This is a genomic window from Pseudomonas pisciculturae (assembly GCF_015461805.1).
Taxonomy (GTDB): Bacteria; Pseudomonadota; Gammaproteobacteria; order Pseudomonadales; family Pseudomonadaceae; genus Aquipseudomonas; species Aquipseudomonas pisciculturae.
Map to the genome: position 1 here is coordinate 502,540 of NZ_JACVZE010000002.1, position 18,314 is coordinate 520,853.

Sequence of the window (18,314 nt, forward strand, 5' to 3'; positions counted from 1 at the left end):
TGGTGGTCACTGAAATCGCTTCCCGCGACCGTCTGCAACCGTCCCTGCTGGATCGGTTGACCGACGACGATCCAACCAACCCGAAGGAAAGCGCCGACAAACGCGTGCTGTCCCTGACCCAATTAAAAGCCTCGGTGCTGCGTGACCTGGCGTGGCTGCTCAACACCACGTCGTTGCTGAATGCCGATGCCACGCTGCACACGCCAGCCGGCACTTCGGTGGTCAATTACGGCCTGCCGGCGCTGGCGGGCAATAGCGTTTCCAGTGTCGATATCAAGGCGCTCGAAGCGTTGATCTACCAGGCCATCGCCACCTTTGAGCCACGCATCTTGCGCCACACCCTGCGCGTCAAAGCCCGCGTCGGTCACGGCGAGATGAACCACAATGCGCTGAGTTTCGAGATCGAGGGCGACCTGTGGGCGCAGCCGGTGCCGTTGCGCCTGTTGCTGCAAACCGACCTTGATTTGGAATCCGGCCATGTACGCGTGGTGAATGCCGACCAGCGGAGACGCCCATGAACCCGCGCCTGCTGGAGCTGTACAACCAGGAACTGCACCACGTGCGCGAAAGCGCCGCCGAGTTCGCCAAGGAATACCCGAAGATCGCCAGTCGGCTGACCCTGTCCGGTATGGACTGCGCCGACCCGTACGTCGAACGCTTGCTCGAAGGTTTCGCCTACCTCACGGCCCGCGTGCAGCTCAAGCTCGACGCCGAGTACCCGACCTTCACCCACAACCTGCTGGAAATCGCCTACCCGCACTACCTGGCGCCAACACCGTCGATGACCGTGGTGCAGTTGCAGACCGACCCGGATGAGGGCTCGCTGGCCAGCGGTTTCCCCCTGCCCCGCGACACCGTGTTGCGTGCCGCCCTAGGCCGCGAAACCCAGACCTGCTGCGAGTACCGCACCGCGCACCCGGTGACGTTGTGGCCGTTGCAGGTGAGCAACGCTGAATACTTCGGCAACCCCGGGGCCGTTCTCGGGCGCCTGGCCGCCAGCGAGCCAAAAGCCAAGGCGGGCCTGCGCCTGACCCTGCGCACCGGCGCCGAATTGCCGTTCAACAGCCTAGACCTGAACAACTTGCCGCTGTACTTAAGCGGCGCCGATGAGCAACCGTTCCGCCTCTACGAACAGCTGCTGGGCAACGCCTGTGCGGTGTTTGCGCGTAAGCCCGGTGGCGATTGGGTCGAGCGGTTGCCCCAGGACGCGTTGCGCTCCCGAGGCTTTGACGACGCCGACGCCGCCATGCCGGTGGTGGCGCGGGCGTTCCAAGGCTATCGGTTGTTGCAGGAATACTTCGCCCTGCCCCACCGCTATTTGTTCGTCGAATTCGCCGAGCTGAGCCGTGCGGTCAAGCGCTGCGATGGCCAGGAGCTGGAGCTGATCGTGCTGTTTGATCGCCACGAACCGAGCCTGGAAGGCAGCGTCGGCGCAGCGCAGTTTTTGCCGTTCTGCACGCCGGCGATCAACCTGTTTCCCAAGCGCGTGGACCGTATCCACCTGTCTGATAGGGTCAACGAACACCATGTGATCGCCGACCGCACGCGGCCGATGGATTTCGAGATTCATTCCTTGAGCGGCCTGACCGGCCACGGCACCGGGCCGGAGCAGCCGTTTTTGCCGTTCTATGCGGTACGCGATCCATCACGTTATGGCCGCGATCAGGCCTACTACACGGTGCGCCGCGAGCCACGGGTGCTGTCCAGCGACCAGCGCCGCAACGGCCCGCGCTCCACCTATGTGGGCAGCGAAACCTTCGTCAGCCTGGTGGACAGCCGCCAAGCGCCGTACGGCCACGACTTGCGCCAACTCGGCGTCACCGCGCTGTGCACCAACCGCGATCTGCCGTTGTTCATGAGCGTGGGCAATGGCAAGACCGACTTCACCCTAGCCGACAGTGCCCCGGTGTTGTCGGTGCGTTGCGTGGCTGGCCCCAGCCGCCCGCGCGCCAGCCATGCCCATGACGCCAAGGCCTGGCGCCTGATCAGCCAGCTGTCGCTCAACTACCTGTCGCTGAGCGAACAGGGCCAGGGCGCCGGCGCTTTGCGTGAACTGCTGCGCCTGTATGGCGACAGCAACGATGCTGCGCTGCAATTGCAGATCGAAGGCCTGCGCGAAGTCAGCAGCAAAGCCGTGACCCGCCGCCTGCCGATGCCCGGCCCGATTGTGTTTGGGCGTGGTTTGGAGATCACCCTGGAATTCGATGAAAACGCGTTTCGCGGCACTGGCGTATTCCTGCTCGGTGCGGTGCTGGAACGCTTTTTAGCGCGCTACGTGTCGATTAACAGCTTTACCGAAACGGTGATCCGCACCACCGAGCGCGGCGAGATCATGCGCTGGAAAGCCAAGCCCGGACGGCGGCCAACCCTGTGAAGACCCTGGATGCGATGCATCAGGAGCCCTGGGAATACGATTTCTTCCAGGCATTGCGGCGGATCGAGTGCGAATCGCCGGACCTGCCGCGTTTGGGTCATTCCCTGCGCCTGGCGGACGACCCGCTGCGCCTGGGGCAGCAGGCCGATTGCACCTTCGCCCCGGCCACGCTGGCCTCGGTCGATCCCGGCGGCGACGGCAAACCAGCGCGCCTGGAGCAGTTCTTCTTCGGTCTCGGCGGCCCCAACGGCCCGCTGCCGCTGCACATCACCGAGTACGTGCGCGAGCGCCAGCGCAACAACGCCGACAGCACCAGCAAACAGTTTTTGGATGTGTTCCACCATCGCCTGCTCAGCCTGTTTTACCGGGCCTGGGCCGAGGCGCGGCCAACGGTCAGCCACGACCGCCCGGACGACGATTACTGGTCCGCACGCCTCGCCGCCTTGAGTGGCCGTGGCATGCCAAGCCTGCTCAATCAGGGCTTGATTCCTGACACGGCCAAGCTGCATTACAGCGGCCACCTGTCGGCGCAAACCCGCTACCCGGACGGCCTGAAGGCGATCCTCGGCGAGTATTTCGGCCTGCCGGTGGCCATCGAAGAATACGTCGGCCAATGGCTGGAACTGCCCGAGCGCAGCCGCGTCGGTGTCAGCGCCTACCAACTGGGCGTGGATTTTTGCCTGGGCAGCCACGTGTGGGACCGCCAGCATAAATTTCGCATCCGCCTGGGCCCGCTCACGCTGGACGACTACATGGGCATGCTGCCCGGCCAACAGCCGTTCAACGAGCTGGTGGCCTGGGTGGCCGAGTACCTGGGCCATGAATTGGACTGGGACCTGAACCTGGTTTTGCAACAACCCGAAGTCCCTGCGCTGCAACTCAACGGCCAGTTCCGCCTGGGCTTCAACACCTGGCTCGGCAAGCCCGAGCGAGACGCCAACGACCTAATCCTGGCCCGGCATTACGCCGATCACGCCACCACCTCAAGGAATCCAGAGCATGGGTGAAATCAGTCGCGCCGCACTGTTCGGCAAACTCAACAGCGTGGCCTACAAGGCCATCGAAGCCGCCACGGTGTTCTGCAAGTTGCGGGGCAACCCGTATGTGGAACTGGCCCACTGGTTTCACCAGTTGCTGCAACTGCAGGACTCGGACCTGCACCGCATCATCCGCCAGTTCAACGTGGAGCCCGCGCGCCTGGCCCGTGACCTGACCGAAGCGCTGGACCGCCTGCCACGCGGCTCGACGTCGATCACCGACCTGTCCTCCCATGTGGAAGAAGCCGTCGAGCGTGGCTGGGTCTACGGCAGCCTGATGTTTGGCGAAAGCCAGGTGCGCACCGGTTACCTGGTGCTGGGCATTCTGAAGACGCCGAGCCTGCGCCATGCGCTGCTGGGGTTGTCGGCGGAGTTCGACAAGATCAAGGCCGAAGCCTTGAGCGAGCGTTTTGATGAATACGTCGACGACTCGCCGGAAAACGCCCTGAGCGCCAGCGACGGTTTTAATGCCGGTGCAGTGCCGGGCGAAGCCAGCGGCGCGATGGCGCCGAGTGCCATGGGCAAGCAGGAAGCCCTCAAGCGCTTCACCGTCGACCTGACCGAACAGGCGCGCAGCGGCAAGCTCGACCCGATTGTCGGCCGCGACGAAGAGATCCGCCAACTGGTGGATATCCTGATGCGTCGCCGCCAGAACAACCCGATCCTCACCGGCGAAGCGGGCGTGGGCAAGACCGCTGTGGTCGAAGGTTTCGCCCTGCGCATCGTTGCCGGTGACGTACCGCCAGCGCTCAAAGACGTGGAGCTGCGCAGCCTCGACGTAGGCCTGCTGCAAGCCGGCGCGAGCATGAAAGGCGAGTTCGAACAGCGCCTGCGCCAGGTCATCGAAGACGTGCAGGCCTCGCCCAAGCCGATCATTCTGTTTATCGACGAAGCCCACACGCTGGTAGGTGCCGGCGGAGCTGCCGGGACTGGCGATGCGGCCAACTTGCTCAAGCCTGCATTGGCGCGCGGCACCTTGCGCACCGTGGCCGCGACCACCTGGGCCGAGTACAAGAAACACATCGAGAAAGACCCGGCGCTGACCCGCCGCTTCCAAGTCGTCCAAGTCGCTGAGCCTTCGGAAGACAAGGCGCTGCTGATGATGCGCGGCGTGGCCTCGACCATGGAGAAACACCACCAGGTGCAGATCCTCGACGAAGCCCTGGAAGCCTCGGTGAAGCTGTCCCACCGCTACATCCCGGCGCGCCAATTGCCAGACAAATCCGTGAGCCTGCTGGACACCGCCTGCGCCCGCGTCGCCATCAGCCTGCACGCGGTGCCCGCCGAAGTGGACGACAGCCGCCGCCGTATCGAAGCGCTGGAAACCGAGCTGCAAATCATCGCCCGCGAGCATGCCATCGGCATTGCCATTGGTGCGCGTCAAACCAACAGCGAAGCGCTACTGACCGCTGAACGTGAACGCCTGGCAACCCTGGAAAGCCGCTGGGCCGAAGAGAAAGCCCTGGTGGACGAACTGCTCACCACCCGCGCGACCCTGCGTGAAACCGCTGGCGTGGTCGACAGCGGCAACGATGCATTGCGCGCCCAACTGGTAGATCTGCAACAACGCCTCAGCGCCCTGCAAGGCGAAACCCCGCTGATCCTGCCGACCGTGGATTACCAGGCCGTGGCTTCGGTAGTCGCCGACTGGACCGGCATCCCGGTGGGCCGCATGGCGCGCAATGAGCTGGAGACGGTGCTCAACCTCGACCAGCACCTGAAAAAACGCATCATCGGCCAGGACCATGCCTTGCAGATGATCGCCAAGCGCATCCAGACCTCCCGCGCCGGCCTCGATAACCCGAGCAAGCCGATTGGGGTGTTCATGCTGGCCGGCACCTCGGGTGTGGGCAAGACCGAAACCGCCCTGGCCCTGGCCGAAGCCATGTATGGCGGCGAGCAGAACGTGATCACCATCAACATGAGCGAGTTCCAGGAAGCCCACACGGTGTCGACCCTCAAGGGCGCGCCACCGGGTTATATCGGCTACGGCGAAGGCGGTGTGCTGACCGAAGCGGTACGGCGCAAACCCTACAGCGTGGTGCTGCTGGACGAGGTGGAAAAAGCCCACCCGGACGTGCATGAGATCTTCTTCCAGGTGTTCGACAAGGGCGTGATGGAAGACGGCGAAGGCCGGGTGATCGACTTCAAGAACACCCTGATCCTGCTGACCACCAACGCCGGTACCGAGCTGATCTCCCGGGTGTGCAAAGACCCGGCGAACGTGCCGGAGCCAGAAGAAATCGCCAAGGCCCTGCGCCAGCCGCTGCTGGAGATTTTTCCGCCCGCCTTGCTGGGGCGTTTGGTGACGATCCCTTACTACCCGTTGAGCGACGAAATGCTTAAGGCGATCACACGCCTGCAACTGGGCCGCATCAAGAAGCGCGTGGAGAGTACCCACAAGGTGGCCTTCGACTACGACGACGCGGTGGTGGACTTGATTGTTTCGCGCTGCACCGAGACCGAGAGCGGCGGACGCATGATCGACACCATCCTCACCAACAGCCTGCTGCCGGACATGAGCCGTGAATTCCTCACGCGCATGTTGGAGGGCAAGGCGTTGGCGGGGGTGCGGATCAGTAGTCGGGATAATGAATTGCACTACGCCTTCAGCGACGCCGATTGACCTGACGGAACGCAGTTCAAATTGTGGGAGGGGGCTTGCCCCCCGATGAGGGAGTATCAGTTGATGCATCCGGTGGCTGATTCACCGCTATCGGGGGCAAGCCCCCTCCCACATTTGATCCAGTTTCTTCAGTTACTACGCAATTTACGGGACAACCGATGCTTTTTAACCAAGCCTCACGCCTGGCCAGGATCACCAGCCCCCTCGGGCCGGATGTACTGCTGCTCAACCAAATGGGCGGCGGTGAAGAGCTGGGCAGGCTGTTCACTTATGAGCTGCAACTGACGTCACTGGACGCCAACATCGACCTCAACCAGCTGCTCGGCAAACCCATGAGCGTGGGCGTGCAACTGGCGGACGGTGGCGAGCGGCACTTCCATGGCATCGTCGCCCGTTGCAGCCAGAACATCGACCAGGGCCAGTTTGCCAGTTACCAGGTGACGCTACGCCCCTGGTTCTGGCTGCTGAGCCGCACCTCCGATTGCCGGATTTTCCAGAACCTGAGCATCCCGCAGATCATCAAGCAGGTGTTCCGCGACCTGGGTTTCTCTGACTTCGAAGACGCCCTGAGCCGGCCGTACCGCGAGTGGGAATACTGCGTGCAGTATCGCGAGACCAGCTTCGATTTCGTCAGCCGCCTGATGGAACAGGAAGGCATCTACTACTTCTTCCGCCACGAACAAGACCGCCATGTGCTGGTGCTGGCCGACGCGTATGGCGCCCACACCACCGTGCCCGGCTACGCGTCGATCCCGTACTACCCCAAGGACGAGCAGCAGCGCGAGCGCGACCACATGCACGACTGGCACCTGGCGCACGAAGTGCAGCCAGGTTCGCTGGAGCTCAACGACTACGACTTCCAGCGCCCCAGCGCCAGCATCAACGTACGCTCGGCCATGCCGCGCCCGCACACTGCCGGCGACTACCCGCTGTACGACTACCCCGGCACCTACGTGCAAAGCGAAGACGGTGAACACTACGCGCGCACCCGCATCGAAGCCCTGCAAACCCAGCATCAACAAGTGGACTTCAGCGGCAATGCCAGGGGCCTGGGCTCCGGCCACTTGTTCAGCCTTACCGGCTTTAGCCGCCAGGACCAGAACCGCGAATACCTGATCGTCGGCATTCGCTACTACATCACCCAGGAAAGCCTCGAAAGCGGCGGCGGGTCAGGCTCGGCGCAGTTTGAAAGCAGCCTTAACTGCATTGACGCCCAACAAAGCTTCCGCCCGCTGGCCAGCACCCACCGGCCTATCGTCAAAGGCCCGCAGACCGCGCTAGTGGTCGGCCCCAAAGGCGAAGAAATCTGGACCGACCAATACGGCCGCGTGAAGGTGCACTTCCACTGGGACCGTCACGACCAATCCAACGAGAACAGCTCGTGCTGGATTCGCGTGTCGCAGTCCTGGGCGGGTAAAAACTGGGGTTCGATGCAAATTCCCCGGATCGGCCAGGAAGTCATCGTGAGCTTCCTTGAGGGCGACCCCGACCGGCCCATCATCACCGGGCGGGTATACAACGCCGAGCAGACCGTGCCCTACGACCTGCCGGAAAACGCCACGCAAAGCGGTATGAAAAGCCGCTCGAGCAAGGGCGGCACGCCGGCCAACTTCAATGAAATCCGCATGGAGGACAAGAAGGGGTTGGAGCAGTTGTATATCCATGCCGAGCGCAATCAGGACATCGTGGTGGAGGTGGATGAGAGCCATTCGGTGGGGCATGACCGTAATAAGAGTATTGGGCACAACGAGACGGTAACCATCGGCAACAACCGCCTGCGCATCGTCAAGCAGGAAGACATTCTCTCGGTGGGCCAGAAAAAGACCGACAGCATCAGCCAGAGCTACGTCATCGAAGTGGGTGAAAACCTGCGCCTGGTGTGCGGCGAAAGCATCCTGGAATTGAATGCCAGCGGGCAGATCAACCTCACCGGCGTACAAATCAGCTTCTACGCCAGCGGCGACGCCGAGTTCAACACCGGCGGCGTGCTGCACCTGAACAACGGCGGCGGCGCCGGTGCCACACCCGATGGCCAGGGCGTGAAAGCCAGTATCGACGCCAACATCAAAGCCGCGTTCCCCGCGCCTAAAAGTTCCTGACGAGACCTGTTTGCGATGACGTACCGAATCAATGAATTCCAGCTGCAACTGCCGGCCGCCGAGCTGCAGGACGCGACGATCAATATCCTCAAGTTCCCGGAACTGGGCACCTCCCTGATCATCAGCCGCAGCTTGCTGGCCGAAGGCGAAACCCTGCACAGCAACTTCGACGACCAACTCAAGCGACTGGAAAAGCAGGTGCAGGATTTGCGTTATCAACCAGGCGTTGATGTGCGGTTAGGAGCCGCTCAGGAGATTGCAGGGATTGAGCTGCGCAGCCAGTTCCACAAGGGCAATGACAAGGTGTTCCAGTACCAGCTGGCGCTGGTGTTGCCGGGAACGCGCAAGATGCTTGCCTTGAGTTATGTCAAGGCGGACAAGCTTGGGGATGTCGAGGCCGCACACTGGGCCTTGATCAAGAACTCACTGTCATTCGACGCACTTTGATGAGCTGCCTGCATGTCTGATGCGCTTTGGGCGGCCCGTATGGGCGATGCGCTGACCCACACATCCATGATGGCCGATATCCTTGGCGGTGTGCTGGAGGTGGCGGCTAACGTGGCGATTACGGCGCTGGCGACTGCTGCGGTAGCGGCGGCGGTGGGCGTGACGATTGCCACTGCCGGTATTGGCGGCTGCATCCTGGGTGCAGTGGTGGGCATCATCGTAGGGATGGCGATGAGCAAGACCGGGGCCGACAAGGGCCTCAGTAAAATGTGCGAGGACTTCAGCAACGCGTTATTCCCGCCCACGGTCGAAGCCACTATTGCCGTGGGCTCCACCAATACCTTGGTCAACGGCATTCCGGCTGCCCGCGCCGCGGGCTCCATTCCCTCACATGTGGCACCGGCCGGTACGGAGCTTGAACAGATACCGCCTGAACCCGACCCCATGCCGCAGCCCGAACCTGGCTTCCTGGATATGGCCGAGGGATTTTTCTCCCAGCTGTGGCGGCCGACCGTCGCCACGCCCGCTCCGGGCGTCGTTCCCGCCCTCACCGATATGGTTCTGTGCGCACGCCACCCGCCGATGCCGCCGCAGCTTCTGGCGGAAGGGTCGGACAAAGTCACCATCAACGGTCAACCTGCCGTACGAAGCGGCGACCGGAGCATGTGCGATGCGACCGTAGTGTCATCGGGGCTGATCTCACCGAACGTCACCATTGGCGGCGGTACGGTGGTGGTACAGGAGATTCGTAGCGGGAAAACGCCGGGCGTTGGGTTGGCAATTGAAGCCTTGATGATGCTCAAGGGGGCAAAGGGGAAAACCCTGAGCAATCTGCCGTGCATGCTGCTCAGCGGAGTCACCTCCTATGCAGTCAGCCAGGCAATGGGCGCTGCGGCGAATGCGGCGATAGGGTCGCCCAATCCGGTGCATGCGGCAACCGGAGCGAAGGTCCTGGGCGGAAACGATGAGCTGGACTTTGTCATGCCGGGGCTACTGCCAATCAGTTGGCAGCGTTTCTACAATAGTCGCGATGAACGCAGCGATGGCTTGTTTGGCACTGGCTGGAGTGTGCCTTATGAAATAAAGGTCGAAATCCAACCCCATCCCGAGGGTGGGGAGCAGTTGGTCTATACCGACGAGCAAGGACGCCAGATCAATCTAGGGACCGTGGCCTTGGGCAGCGCAATGTTCAGCCCCGCAGAAGGGTTGAGTATCCGACGTCATCGCAATGGGCAATTGCTCATCGAGAGTGCGAATGGGCTGTACCGCCTGTTTGAAGAAACACCCGGAACGCCCTCGCGACTGCGCCTGACTCAACTGGGTGATCGAAACGACAACAGAATCTACCTCGACTACGAACACGATGGACGCCTTTGCCGCCTACGTGACACGTATGACCTCGTACAGGTCGAGCTAACGTACGAACTCGCGCGAGTCTGTCGGGTCGATCGAGTCTATGACGACCAAACTCGAGAAGTACTGGCCACATATGGCTTCGATAGTGAGGGCGACTTAGCTGAAACTCGCGATGCGGGAGGGCAAGTTCAACGCCGCTTTGTCTACGACACCGGTCGACGCATGAGCGAACACCTGTTGCCCACAGGTCTTCGATGTTTCTATGAGTGGGGGCTGGTCGATGGCTTGGAGTGGCGTGTTGTTCGCCATTGGACTGACGAGGGCGACGAATATCGGTACGACTATGATCTGGTTGCCGGGAAAACCCAGATCACCGACGGACTTAGACGCATCAGTGTTCGATATTGGAATGATCAGCATCAGGTCGTCGAATACACCGATGCTCTCGAACAAACCTGGCAGTTTGAATGGAACGATGAACGCCAATTACTCAGCGCCACCGACCCTCAGGGTGGTCGATATGAATACAGTTATGACGAGCAAGGCAACCTGATCGGAACCAAGGACCCTTTAGGTCGCATCAGCTCTACCTTATGGCTACAGCATTGGGCTCTTCCAGTTGTGCAAACCAATGCCGACGGCAGTTGCTGGCGTTACCGTTATGACGCCCGGGGCAATTGCACCTGCGAAACAGACCCGCTCGGGTATACCACCCACTATCAATACGACAGCAGTGGACAGGTCGTGCAGATCGTCGACGCCAGCGGAAAAAACAAGACATTGCGCTGGAACCCGCTCGGACAACTTACTGAGTATTTGGATTGTTCCGGTTATCCGACGCGATTCAGCTACGACCGACGCGGCTACCTGCACCTCATCACCAACGCGTTAGGCGAACGCACGCAGTTACATTACGACGTGCAAGGACGCCTGCTGAGCAATCAGTTGCCCGACGGGCGCACAGAGTATTTCCGACGAAACCTGAGCGGGCGGATCATCGGCTACACAGACCCTTCAGGCTATACGACACACTATCAGCACAATCGCCGTGGCCAAGTGCATCAACGCACTGATGCTCAAGGGCGTAAGGTCCAGTTTGCCTATGACAACTATGGACGCTTACAAGCACTCACCAATGAGAACGGCGAACAGTATCAGTTCGCATGGGACGCCTGTGATCGACTAAAACAGCAGCGAGACCTCGACGGTAGTGCAAGACATTTCATTTATGACGCATTGAATAGAGTTTCACTGATCGAATCGGTACCTGCGCCTTACGGAAGCGGATTCGCACCGGTATCAACGGTACACCTCGCCTCCATTGTGCACCGACTGGAGCGAGACGCCGTCGGCCGTCTAGTCGCCAAAGTCACAGATGACGGACGGACCGAGTATCACTATGACGCGCTCGACAGATTGATTGCTGTCTCCTCTAAAGACACCGACGGCAACGAACAGGTATTGAAGTTTTCCTACACCGCACGGGGAGAGCTTCTCGAAGAACGGAGCTCAACAGGGACGCTTCGCCATCAATACGACGAACTCGGCAACCTTCAGCAGACTGGATTACCAGACGGCAGACATATTTCTCGCCTCTACTACGGTAGCGGTCATTTGCACCAGATCAACGTGGACGGCCAAGTCGTCAGCGACTTCGAGCGAGACCGGCTGCATCGGGAAGTGATCCGGACCCAAGGCGCTATCTGCACTCGCAGCGAATATGATCGCAGCGGACGGGTGCGTTCTCGTTCAAGACTGCTCGTCCATCAGCCCCATCAGCGGCACACCAACGTTCAAAAGCAATTTGAGTATGACCCGAGTGACAATCTTATCGGTCGTCTGGACCAGCAAGTAGACACTCACCATAGTCAACTGCTGCACTACGATGCCACCGGCAGAATCATGGCCCATCAGGATAACGCCATCGGACAAAACGAGACGTTTGCTTACGACGCCGCTGCGAACCTGCTGGACGGTCTAACGCCGGGTACAGGCTTGGTAGAGCACAACAGACTGCTGACCTACCAAGACAAACGATACCGATACGACGCGTTTGGCCGGATGATCGAAAAACGTAGCAGCAAACATGGCGTCCAACGCTTCAGGTATGACGCACTCCACCGCTTGGTTGAAGTGCATAAACAGACCAGCAACGGCGCAACTGTGGTCAAAATGACATATGACCCCTTGGACCGCCGTATCGAAAAAACCGAACACACTGCAAGTGGTTATCGCATTGGTCACACGCGTTTTATGTGGAGTGGCTTGCAGTTATTGCAAGAGCAAAAAAATAACCAAACCAGCCTTTATATCTATGTAGACGAGGGCAATGAACCGCTGGCACGTGTTGACGGAGAGGGTTCGCTGCAAAAAATCCGCTACTACCACAACGATCTCAATGGATTGCCAGAGCAACTCTCGGAATTCGACGGTCAGACCGTGTGGCAGGCCAGGTATCGCGTCTGGGGAAGTGTGGTCGAAGAAATCAGAGAGCCCTATTACCTGGAAGAACAAAACCTTAGATTCCAAGGGCAGTATCTCGACCGTGAGACAGGGCTTCACTACAACACTTTCCGCTTCTATGACCCGGATATAGGGCGTTTTACTACACCTGACCCTATCGGGTTAGCCGGTGGTTTGAACCTGTATACCTATGCCCCCAATCCCCTGACCTGGATAGATCCTTTCGGGCTGACACTTGAGGGTAATGACGCGACTGGTAGGCCGTTATCCAGTCCGCACTACAGTGTTTGGTACCAGACGGATATCCCGGCGGACTTACACTCTGGGACCCGTCCCCAGCACAACCGTGATGCCAACAAGCAATTGCATGAGGCAATTCAAAAGAACCCGCACATGGCGAAATCATTACCACCTGAGGTAATCGAACACGTGAAGCCCGGCAAGTATGGAGGCCATAAAGACACCAGCCCACCCGGTCAGTCGTGGCATCATAATGCTCAGGATCCAACGAAAATCGAACTGGTCCCCAGGCCACAACACAGAGCTAAAGGGCCCGTTCAAGCGAGTCTGCACCCCGACCAGAAGGGTGGTTTCAAAAAACTTGGTGGAAAGTGCACTTAGCCCATATGAGGAAGTGATATGAAATTAATCTCTATTCGCGATGTTCTGACTTCACCTGAGAACAACCCGCAAGGTTGGTTCTACCTGCCTCCCGACTCGGCACAGTGGAGTCCTGAGACCTTGGGCGTGTTCTCACTCGACAGTTCGGATTTCCCACCTGACTCAGACGACTACTTGCCCAAACAGGCGAAAGAAGATGGCTGGATTGCGACGTTGGAGACTTCAGCAATCGAGGACGTAGTCGACAACGCAAAAGACCAGTTGCCAGCAGCGAGTGCCGTGGATCTGTTCAACGCATTTTTGTTCTATTTCGAGAACGACGCGTTCATCGAATACTAAGTCCAACTCATTGAGCGCAAGCAACGATCAAGACAGTCACAAAAAATGGGCACCCGATCTAATCGGCGTGCCCATTTTTTCTACCGCCCCGCCCCCTTTCGAGACGGTACAACCGGTTACTCGTTAACAGTATCTTTGAGCGATTTGCCCGGTTTGAACGCAACGGTGTTGCTCGCCTTGATTTTAACCGGCTCGCCGGTTTGCGGGTTTTTGCCGGTGCGGGCGCCGCGGTGGCGTTGCAGGAAGGTGCCGAAGCCAACCAGGGTGACGCTGTCCTTGCGGTGCAGGGCGCCGGTGATTTCTTCGAGAACGGCGTTGAGGACGCGGTTGGCCTGTTCTTTGGTGAGATCCGCTTTTTCAGCGATGGCGGCTGCGAGTTCTGGTTTACGCATGTGTGAAGCCTCTTTGACGGTTTTTTGTTGTTATGTCCGTGCTGCTCTCTTCTGGAGCAGCGCCCAAAGCGCCGCAGGCTCTACTCTGCGGCAGACGGAAGTGAGAATGGCATGCCCTCAGACGCTGCGCCAGTCTCGCAGCGACCTTTCTGGGGGTAGGAGCGTGCTGATTCCGACAGAACGACCCGTATTTACGCCAGCAACGGCGGAAGTTCTTTATTGAGGGCCAGTTTTTCCATCACGGCAGTGCCGGTCAGCGCGTAACCCAGCAAGCGGCCGCTGGCATCGCGGCACAGGGCCTTGATGTCGGCGCCTTGGCCTTCGACGTTCCACACGCCTTCAGTGCCCCGTGGCGGTGGCGAAACCACCAGCGGGCAGATGGGGGTTTTGACCGTCACCGGCATCGCGCCGTAGCTGACGGCTGTGGCGTTACCGGCCAGGGTCTGGGCCAGGGCGCGGGCGCAGGTCATGAGGGGCATCACGTACAGCAGGTTCAGGCCATCGACCTCAGCGCAGTCGCCCAGGGCGTAGATGTTGGCGTGGGAGGTCTTGAGGTGGCGGTCCACCATGACGCCACGGTTGGTCTGCAGGCCCGCGGCGGCAGCCAGGTCGACGCGCGGACGCAGGCCGATGGCCGAGACCACCAGGTCGCAGTGGATCACTTCACCGTCCGACAGGTGGGCTTCCAGGCCGTCGGCGGTGCGTTGCAGGCGGTTAAGCACAGGGCCCAGGTGGAAGCGTGCACCGAGGCCTTCAAGCCCGGCCTGTACCGCTGCGGCCGCTGCCGGGTGCAGCAGTGTCGGCATGACTTGCTCGCACGGCGCCACCAGGTCGATTTCATAGCCGCCCAGGATCAGGTCGTTGGCGAATTCGCAGCCGATCAGGCCGGCGCCCAGCAGCAGCACACGGCGCTTGCCGGCGGCAGCGGTGCGAAAGCGTGCATAGTCTTCGAGGTCGTTGATGGGGAAAATCAGCTCGGCCGCGTCACCTTCGACCGGTACGCGTACGGTTTCTGCGCCCCAGGCCAGGATCAGGTCGCGGTAGGCCACCGCCTCTTCGCCGATCCACAGGCGCTTGTGGCCCGGGTCGATGCCACTGACGCGAGTGTGAGTGCGCACCTCGGCCTTGAGTTGCTCGGCCATGGCGCCGGGTTCGGCCATGCTCAGGCCATCGGCTTCCTTGTTTTTGCCAAAGCCGGTGGAGAGCATGGGCTTGGAGTAGGAGCGCCCGTCATCTGCGGTGATCAGCAGCAAGGGGGTCTCGCTGTCGAGCTTGCGAAACTCCCGGGCTACGTTGTAACCGGCCAGTCCTGTGCCGATGATCACGACAGGTGCGTTCATTCCTTTCTCCTTGTAGTACGGTTCTTAAATTCAGATCAGCCGATTTCGATCATTTCGAAATCCATTTTGCCAACGCCGCAGTCTGGGCACAGCCAGTCTTCAGGGACGTCTTCCCAACGGGTGCCGGGCACAATTCCGTCATCCGGCCAGCCGTCTGCTTCGTTGTAGATCAGGCCACAGACGATACATTGCCACTTCTTCATTACGTGTTTCCTCAGGAATTCCAGGCATCTTGGCCGACGGTCGATGGATCCAGCGTTGCCGTACGGCTCAGGGCGTTTTGTACTGATCAGGGCGCGCAGATGCAAGCACGATCGGCGCAAACGGCGGGTTTGGCCCGGCAAAAGTTCAGGGCGCCATGGTAAGCTCGCCGCCTCTTTTGCTGCCAATACTGACTCACCGTGCCGCACTCAATCGCCCCGCCCGATGCTTGCCAATGGCTGACCCAGAGCCTTCTGACCCCATTACCAGCGCCCCTGACCCTCGACTGGCTGTTCGACGAAGGCTCGCTCACGCGGCGGCTGACTTCGTTGTCCAACGACGGTTTCAGTGTGACGCCGCTGTTCGAAGGCTGGCAGCCGCTGCGGGATGACGAATGCGCCGCCCTGAACCTGGCGCCGGCCACTGTCGGCTGGGTACGCGAGGTGTATCTGCGTGGGCATGGCCAGCCGTGGGTGTTCGCCCGCAGCGTGGCGGCGCGCAGCGCGTTGCAGGGCGATGGCTTGCACATGGATGAACTGGGCAGCCGCTCCTTGGGCGAGTTGCTGTTCTGCGACCGGGCATTCACCCGCCAGGTCATAGAGGTGTGCCATTACCCACGGCAGTGGCTGCCGACAGCAGATGAGGCCGACGGGCTGTGGGGCCGCCGCTCACGCTTTGATCGCGGCGCGCTGAGCATCCTGGTGGCGGAAATTTTCTTACCGAGCTTCTGGCACGCCCTGCATGCCCATCCGGAGAACTGCTGATGTATCAACGTCTGCTCAAGTCCTTGAATCGCCTGAACCCCAGGGCCTGGGATTTCATTCAGTTGACGCGCATGGACAAGCCCATCGGCATCTACCTGTTGTTGTGGCCGACGCTGTGGGCGCTGTGGATTGCCGGCAAGGGCTCGCCTTCCTTGATCAATATCGTGATTTTCGTACTGGGCGTGGTGCTGACCCGCGCTGGCGGCTGTGTGATCAACGACTGGGCCGACCGCAAGGTCGACGGCCATGTGAAGCGCACCGAGCAACGCCCACTGGTGAGCGGCAAGATCAGCTCAAAAGAGGCGCTGGTGTTTTTTGCGGTGCTGATGGGCATCAGTTTCTTGCTGGTGCTGCTGACCAACGCGACCACCATCCTGCTGTCCTTGGGGGGCTTGGCGCTGGCGGCGAGCTACCCGTTCATGAAGCGCTACACCTATTACCCGCAGGTGGTGCTGGGCGCGGCGTTTTCCTGGGGCATGCCGATGGCGTTTACCGCCGAGACCGGCAGCCTGCCTGCTGCGGCGTGGCTGCTGTATATCGCCAACCTGTTATGGACAGTGGGGTATGACACTTATTACGCCATGACCGACCGCGACGACGACTTGAAGATTGGCGTGAAGTCCACGGCGATTCTGTTTGGCGATGCGGACCGCGTGATTATCCTGACCCTGCAGGGCCTGGCGTTGGTGTGCCTGTTGCTGGCGGGTTCGCGGTTTGAGCTGGGGGGGTGGTTCCACTTGGGGCTGCTGGCCGCGGCGGGCTGTTTTGCGTGGGAGTTCTGGTATACGCGGGACAGGGATCGGATGAAGTGCTTCAAGGCGTTTTTGCATAACCATTGGGCGGGGTTGGCGATATTTGTGGGGATTGTGGCGGATTACGCGTTTCGCTGAAGGTTTGATGGTGGCTGTACCGGCGCCATCGGGGGCAAGCCCCCTCCCACATTTTGATTTGTGAACACAGTCAAATGTGGGAGCGGGCTTGCTCGCGAAGGTCTCAGCGGCGCCTCGGGCTCAAGGCTTGATGACGTGCCACACCCCACCCTTGCCATCACCAGTCTTGTCCCCGGCCTTCGCGTCATCCTTATAGGTGTACACCGGCTTGCCCTTGTAGGCCCATTGGCTAGTCTGGTCATCGCGGGTGATGACGGTCCAGTCACCCGTCGGTTTGTCGGTGGACTCCGCCTTCAACGGCGGCCAGTTGGTCGCGCACTGGTCCTTGCACACCGACTTGCCGTCGGCGTCCTTGTCGAAGGTGTAGAGGGTCAGGCCTTTGTGATCCACCAGCAGGCCGTCCTTGGTCATGGCGGGCTCCGCCGCGTACGCCAGGGCTGGCAGGGTCAACGCCGCCGTCACCAGCAGGGCTTTCCAGGAAACAGTGCTGTAAGTCATCGGAACCTTCTTTTTTGGTTGTCAGGATTCGGACCCAAAGCGTAGCCCAGAGAGGCACGAATTGCCCAAGCGGCTAAATTACTGTCACACGACTGCAATAATTCCGTTATCTAATGCGGCGCAAGACAGTTAAATGACAAGAGGATTTTTGAGCATGGTAGGCAGGAGCATTCTGATCGTTGACGACGAAGCGCCCATCCGCGAGATGATCGCCGTCGCGTTGGAAATGGCCGGCTATGACTGCCTGGAGGCGGAGAACTCCCAGCAGGCCCATGCCATTATCGTCGACCGCAAGCCGGACCTGATCCTGCTGGACTGGATGCTGCCCGGCACCTCCGGCATCGAACTGGCCCGCCGTCTCAAGCGTGACGAGCTGACCGGGGATATCCCGATCATCATGCTCACCGCCAAGGGCGAGGAGGACAACAAGATCCAGGGCCTGGAAGTCGGCGCCGACGACTACATCACCAAGCCGTTTTCCCCACGTGAACTGGTCGCACGCCTCAAAGCCGTTCTGCGCCGTGCCGGGCCTACCGATGGCGAAGCACCGATTGAAGTCGGCGGCCTGATCCTCGACCCCATCAGCCACCGCGTGACCATCGACGGCACCCCAGCCGAGATGGGCCCTACCGAATACCGCCTGCTGCAATTCTTCATGACCCATCAAGAGCGCGCCTACACCCGTGGCCAGTTGCTGGACCAGGTGTGGGGCGGCAATGTGTATGTAGAAGAACGCACCGTAGACGTGCATATTCGTCGCCTGCGCAAAGCCTTGGGCGATGCCTACGAGAATCTGGTACAAACCGTGCGCGGCACGGGTTATAGGTTCTCAACCAAAGGCTGAGCCCGCCCCTCTCCTCTCTTAAC

At 60.5% G+C, this 18,314-nt stretch carries 15 protein-coding genes; 11 read left to right on the top strand and 4 right to left on the bottom strand.

What is annotated here, in order from left to right:
• Nucleotides 1-2 precede the first annotated feature (2 nt).
• The 8 genes from tssE to ICY20_RS08050 all read left to right on the top strand — a co-directional run bounded on the left by tssE (nucleotide 3) and on the right by ICY20_RS08050 (nucleotide 13,362).
• The gene (gene tssE / locus ICY20_RS08015) at nucleotides 3-518 is read left to right on the top strand and encodes a type VI secretion system baseplate subunit TssE (RefSeq protein WP_159956447.1); all 516 of its coding nucleotides are present in this window, start codon (nucleotides 3-5) and stop codon (nucleotides 516-518) included.
• Nucleotides 515-2,374 carry a type VI secretion system baseplate subunit TssF gene (gene tssF / locus ICY20_RS08020; protein ID WP_159956449.1) on the top strand — a complete coding sequence of 620 codons (1,860 nt, stop codon included), beginning with the start codon at nucleotides 515-517 and terminating at the stop codon, nucleotides 2,372-2,374. The genes tssE and tssF overlap by 4 nt, the downstream gene beginning before the upstream one ends.
• Nucleotides 2,338-3,381, top strand: a complete 1,044-nt coding sequence (gene tssG / locus ICY20_RS08025) for a type VI secretion system baseplate subunit TssG (protein ID WP_159956531.1) — start codon at nucleotides 2,338-2,340, stop codon at nucleotides 3,379-3,381. Before tssF ends, tssG begins: the two co-directional genes overlap by 37 nt.
• Nucleotides 3,374-6,037: a type VI secretion system ATPase TssH gene (gene tssH, locus ICY20_RS08030; RefSeq protein WP_159956451.1), complete on the top strand. Its 2,664-nt coding sequence runs from the start codon at nucleotides 3,374-3,376 to the stop codon at nucleotides 6,035-6,037. The genes tssG and tssH overlap by 8 nt, the downstream gene beginning before the upstream one ends.
• Nucleotides 6,038-6,195: 158 nt before the next feature.
• Nucleotides 6,196-8,136 (top strand): type VI secretion system Vgr family protein, encoded by a 1,941-nt coding sequence (locus ICY20_RS08035; protein ID WP_194937258.1) that lies wholly within the window; start codon nucleotides 6,196-6,198, stop codon nucleotides 8,134-8,136.
• A gap of 15 nt (nucleotides 8,137-8,151) precedes the next feature.
• A complete protein-coding gene (locus ICY20_RS08040; protein WP_159956455.1) occupies nucleotides 8,152-8,583 on the top strand; it encodes a DcrB-related protein in 432 nt (143 codons plus the stop codon).
• Between the two features lie 12 nt (nucleotides 8,584-8,595).
• The gene (locus tag ICY20_RS08045) at nucleotides 8,596-13,023 is read left to right on the top strand and encodes an RHS repeat-associated core domain-containing protein (protein ID WP_194937259.1); all 4,428 of its coding nucleotides are present in this window, start codon (nucleotides 8,596-8,598) and stop codon (nucleotides 13,021-13,023) included.
• An 18-nt stretch (nucleotides 13,024-13,041) separates the two neighbouring features.
• Nucleotides 13,042-13,362, top strand: coding sequence for a DUF7716 domain-containing protein (locus ICY20_RS08050; protein WP_159956459.1), 321 nt, complete (start codon nucleotides 13,042-13,044; stop codon nucleotides 13,360-13,362).
• A gap of 116 nt (nucleotides 13,363-13,478) precedes the next feature.
• On the opposite strand, the gene ICY20_RS08055 is transcribed toward ICY20_RS08050, so the two are convergent.
• From ICY20_RS08055 to ICY20_RS08065, 3 genes are all read right to left on the bottom strand, one after another.
• The gene (locus tag ICY20_RS08055) at nucleotides 13,479-13,754 is read right to left on the bottom strand and encodes an HU family DNA-binding protein (RefSeq protein ID WP_095014020.1); all 276 of its coding nucleotides are present in this window, start codon (nucleotides 13,752-13,754) and stop codon (nucleotides 13,479-13,481) included.
• A gap of 191 nt (nucleotides 13,755-13,945) precedes the next feature.
• Nucleotides 13,946-15,094, bottom strand: coding sequence for an NAD(P)/FAD-dependent oxidoreductase (locus tag ICY20_RS08060; RefSeq protein WP_159956461.1), 1,149 nt, complete (start codon nucleotides 15,092-15,094; stop codon nucleotides 13,946-13,948).
• Nucleotides 15,095-15,129: 35 nt separating this feature from the next.
• The gene (locus ICY20_RS08065; RefSeq protein WP_065953270.1) at nucleotides 15,130-15,297 is read right to left on the bottom strand and encodes a rubredoxin; all 168 of its coding nucleotides are present in this window, start codon (nucleotides 15,295-15,297) and stop codon (nucleotides 15,130-15,132) included.
• Nucleotides 15,298-15,495: 198 nt separating this feature from the next.
• Here ICY20_RS08065 and ICY20_RS08070 point away from each other — a divergent pair, with 198 nt between their 5' ends.
• Together ICY20_RS08070 and ubiA are read left to right on the top strand one after the other, a co-directional pair.
• On the top strand, nucleotides 15,496-16,059 hold the full coding sequence (locus ICY20_RS08070) for a chorismate--pyruvate lyase family protein (protein ID WP_194937260.1): 564 nt from the start codon (nucleotides 15,496-15,498) through the stop codon (nucleotides 16,057-16,059).
• Nucleotides 16,059-16,949, top strand: a complete 891-nt coding sequence (ubiA, locus tag ICY20_RS08075) for a 4-hydroxybenzoate octaprenyltransferase (RefSeq protein WP_159956473.1) — start codon at nucleotides 16,059-16,061, stop codon at nucleotides 16,947-16,949. Before ICY20_RS08070 ends, ubiA begins: the two co-directional genes overlap by 1 nt.
• A 120-nt stretch (nucleotides 16,950-17,069) precedes the next feature.
• On the opposite strand, the gene ICY20_RS08080 is transcribed toward ubiA, so the two are convergent.
• Nucleotides 17,070-17,447, bottom strand: coding sequence for a COG4315 family predicted lipoprotein (locus tag ICY20_RS08080; RefSeq protein WP_194937261.1), 378 nt, complete (start codon nucleotides 17,445-17,447; stop codon nucleotides 17,070-17,072).
• Nucleotides 17,448-17,601: 154 nt separating this feature from the next.
• Between ICY20_RS08080 and phoB the strand changes: the two genes are divergently transcribed.
• Nucleotides 17,602-18,291, top strand: coding sequence for a phosphate regulon transcriptional regulator PhoB (phoB, locus tag ICY20_RS08085; protein ID WP_003231714.1), 690 nt, complete (start codon nucleotides 17,602-17,604; stop codon nucleotides 18,289-18,291).
• The last annotated feature ends 23 nt before the right edge of the window (nucleotides 18,292-18,314 follow it).

Excerpts from the sequence above, each read along its gene's own strand:
- ICY20_RS08035 (WP_194937258.1), top strand. The coding sequence starts at position 6,196 with ATGCTTTTTAACCAAGCCTCACGCCTGGCCAGGATCACCAGCCCCCTC.
- ICY20_RS08050 (WP_159956459.1), top strand. The coding sequence starts at position 13,042 with ATGAAATTAATCTCTATTCGCGATGTTCTGACTTCACCTGAGAACAAC.
- ICY20_RS08065 (WP_065953270.1), bottom strand. The coding sequence starts at position 15,297 with ATGAAGAAGTGGCAATGTATCGTCTGTGGCCTGATCTACAACGAAGCA.
- ICY20_RS08060 (WP_159956461.1), bottom strand. The coding sequence starts at position 15,094 with ATGAACGCACCTGTCGTGATCATCGGCACAGGACTGGCCGGTTACAAC.
- ICY20_RS08080 (WP_194937261.1), bottom strand. The coding sequence starts at position 17,447 with ATGACTTACAGCACTGTTTCCTGGAAAGCCCTGCTGGTGACGGCGGCG.
- tssF (WP_159956449.1), top strand. The coding sequence starts at position 515 with ATGAACCCGCGCCTGCTGGAGCTGTACAACCAGGAACTGCACCACGTG.
- ICY20_RS08040 (WP_159956455.1), top strand. The coding sequence starts at position 8,152 with ATGACGTACCGAATCAATGAATTCCAGCTGCAACTGCCGGCCGCCGAG.
- tssH (WP_159956451.1), top strand. The coding sequence starts at position 3,374 with ATGGGTGAAATCAGTCGCGCCGCACTGTTCGGCAAACTCAACAGCGTG.
- ubiA (WP_159956473.1), top strand. The coding sequence starts at position 16,059 with ATGTATCAACGTCTGCTCAAGTCCTTGAATCGCCTGAACCCCAGGGCC.
- ICY20_RS08045 (WP_194937259.1), top strand. The coding sequence starts at position 8,596 with ATGTCTGATGCGCTTTGGGCGGCCCGTATGGGCGATGCGCTGACCCAC.
- ICY20_RS08055 (WP_095014020.1), bottom strand. The coding sequence starts at position 13,754 with ATGCGTAAACCAGAACTCGCAGCCGCCATCGCTGAAAAAGCGGATCTC.
- phoB (WP_003231714.1), top strand. The coding sequence starts at position 17,602 with ATGGTAGGCAGGAGCATTCTGATCGTTGACGACGAAGCGCCCATCCGC.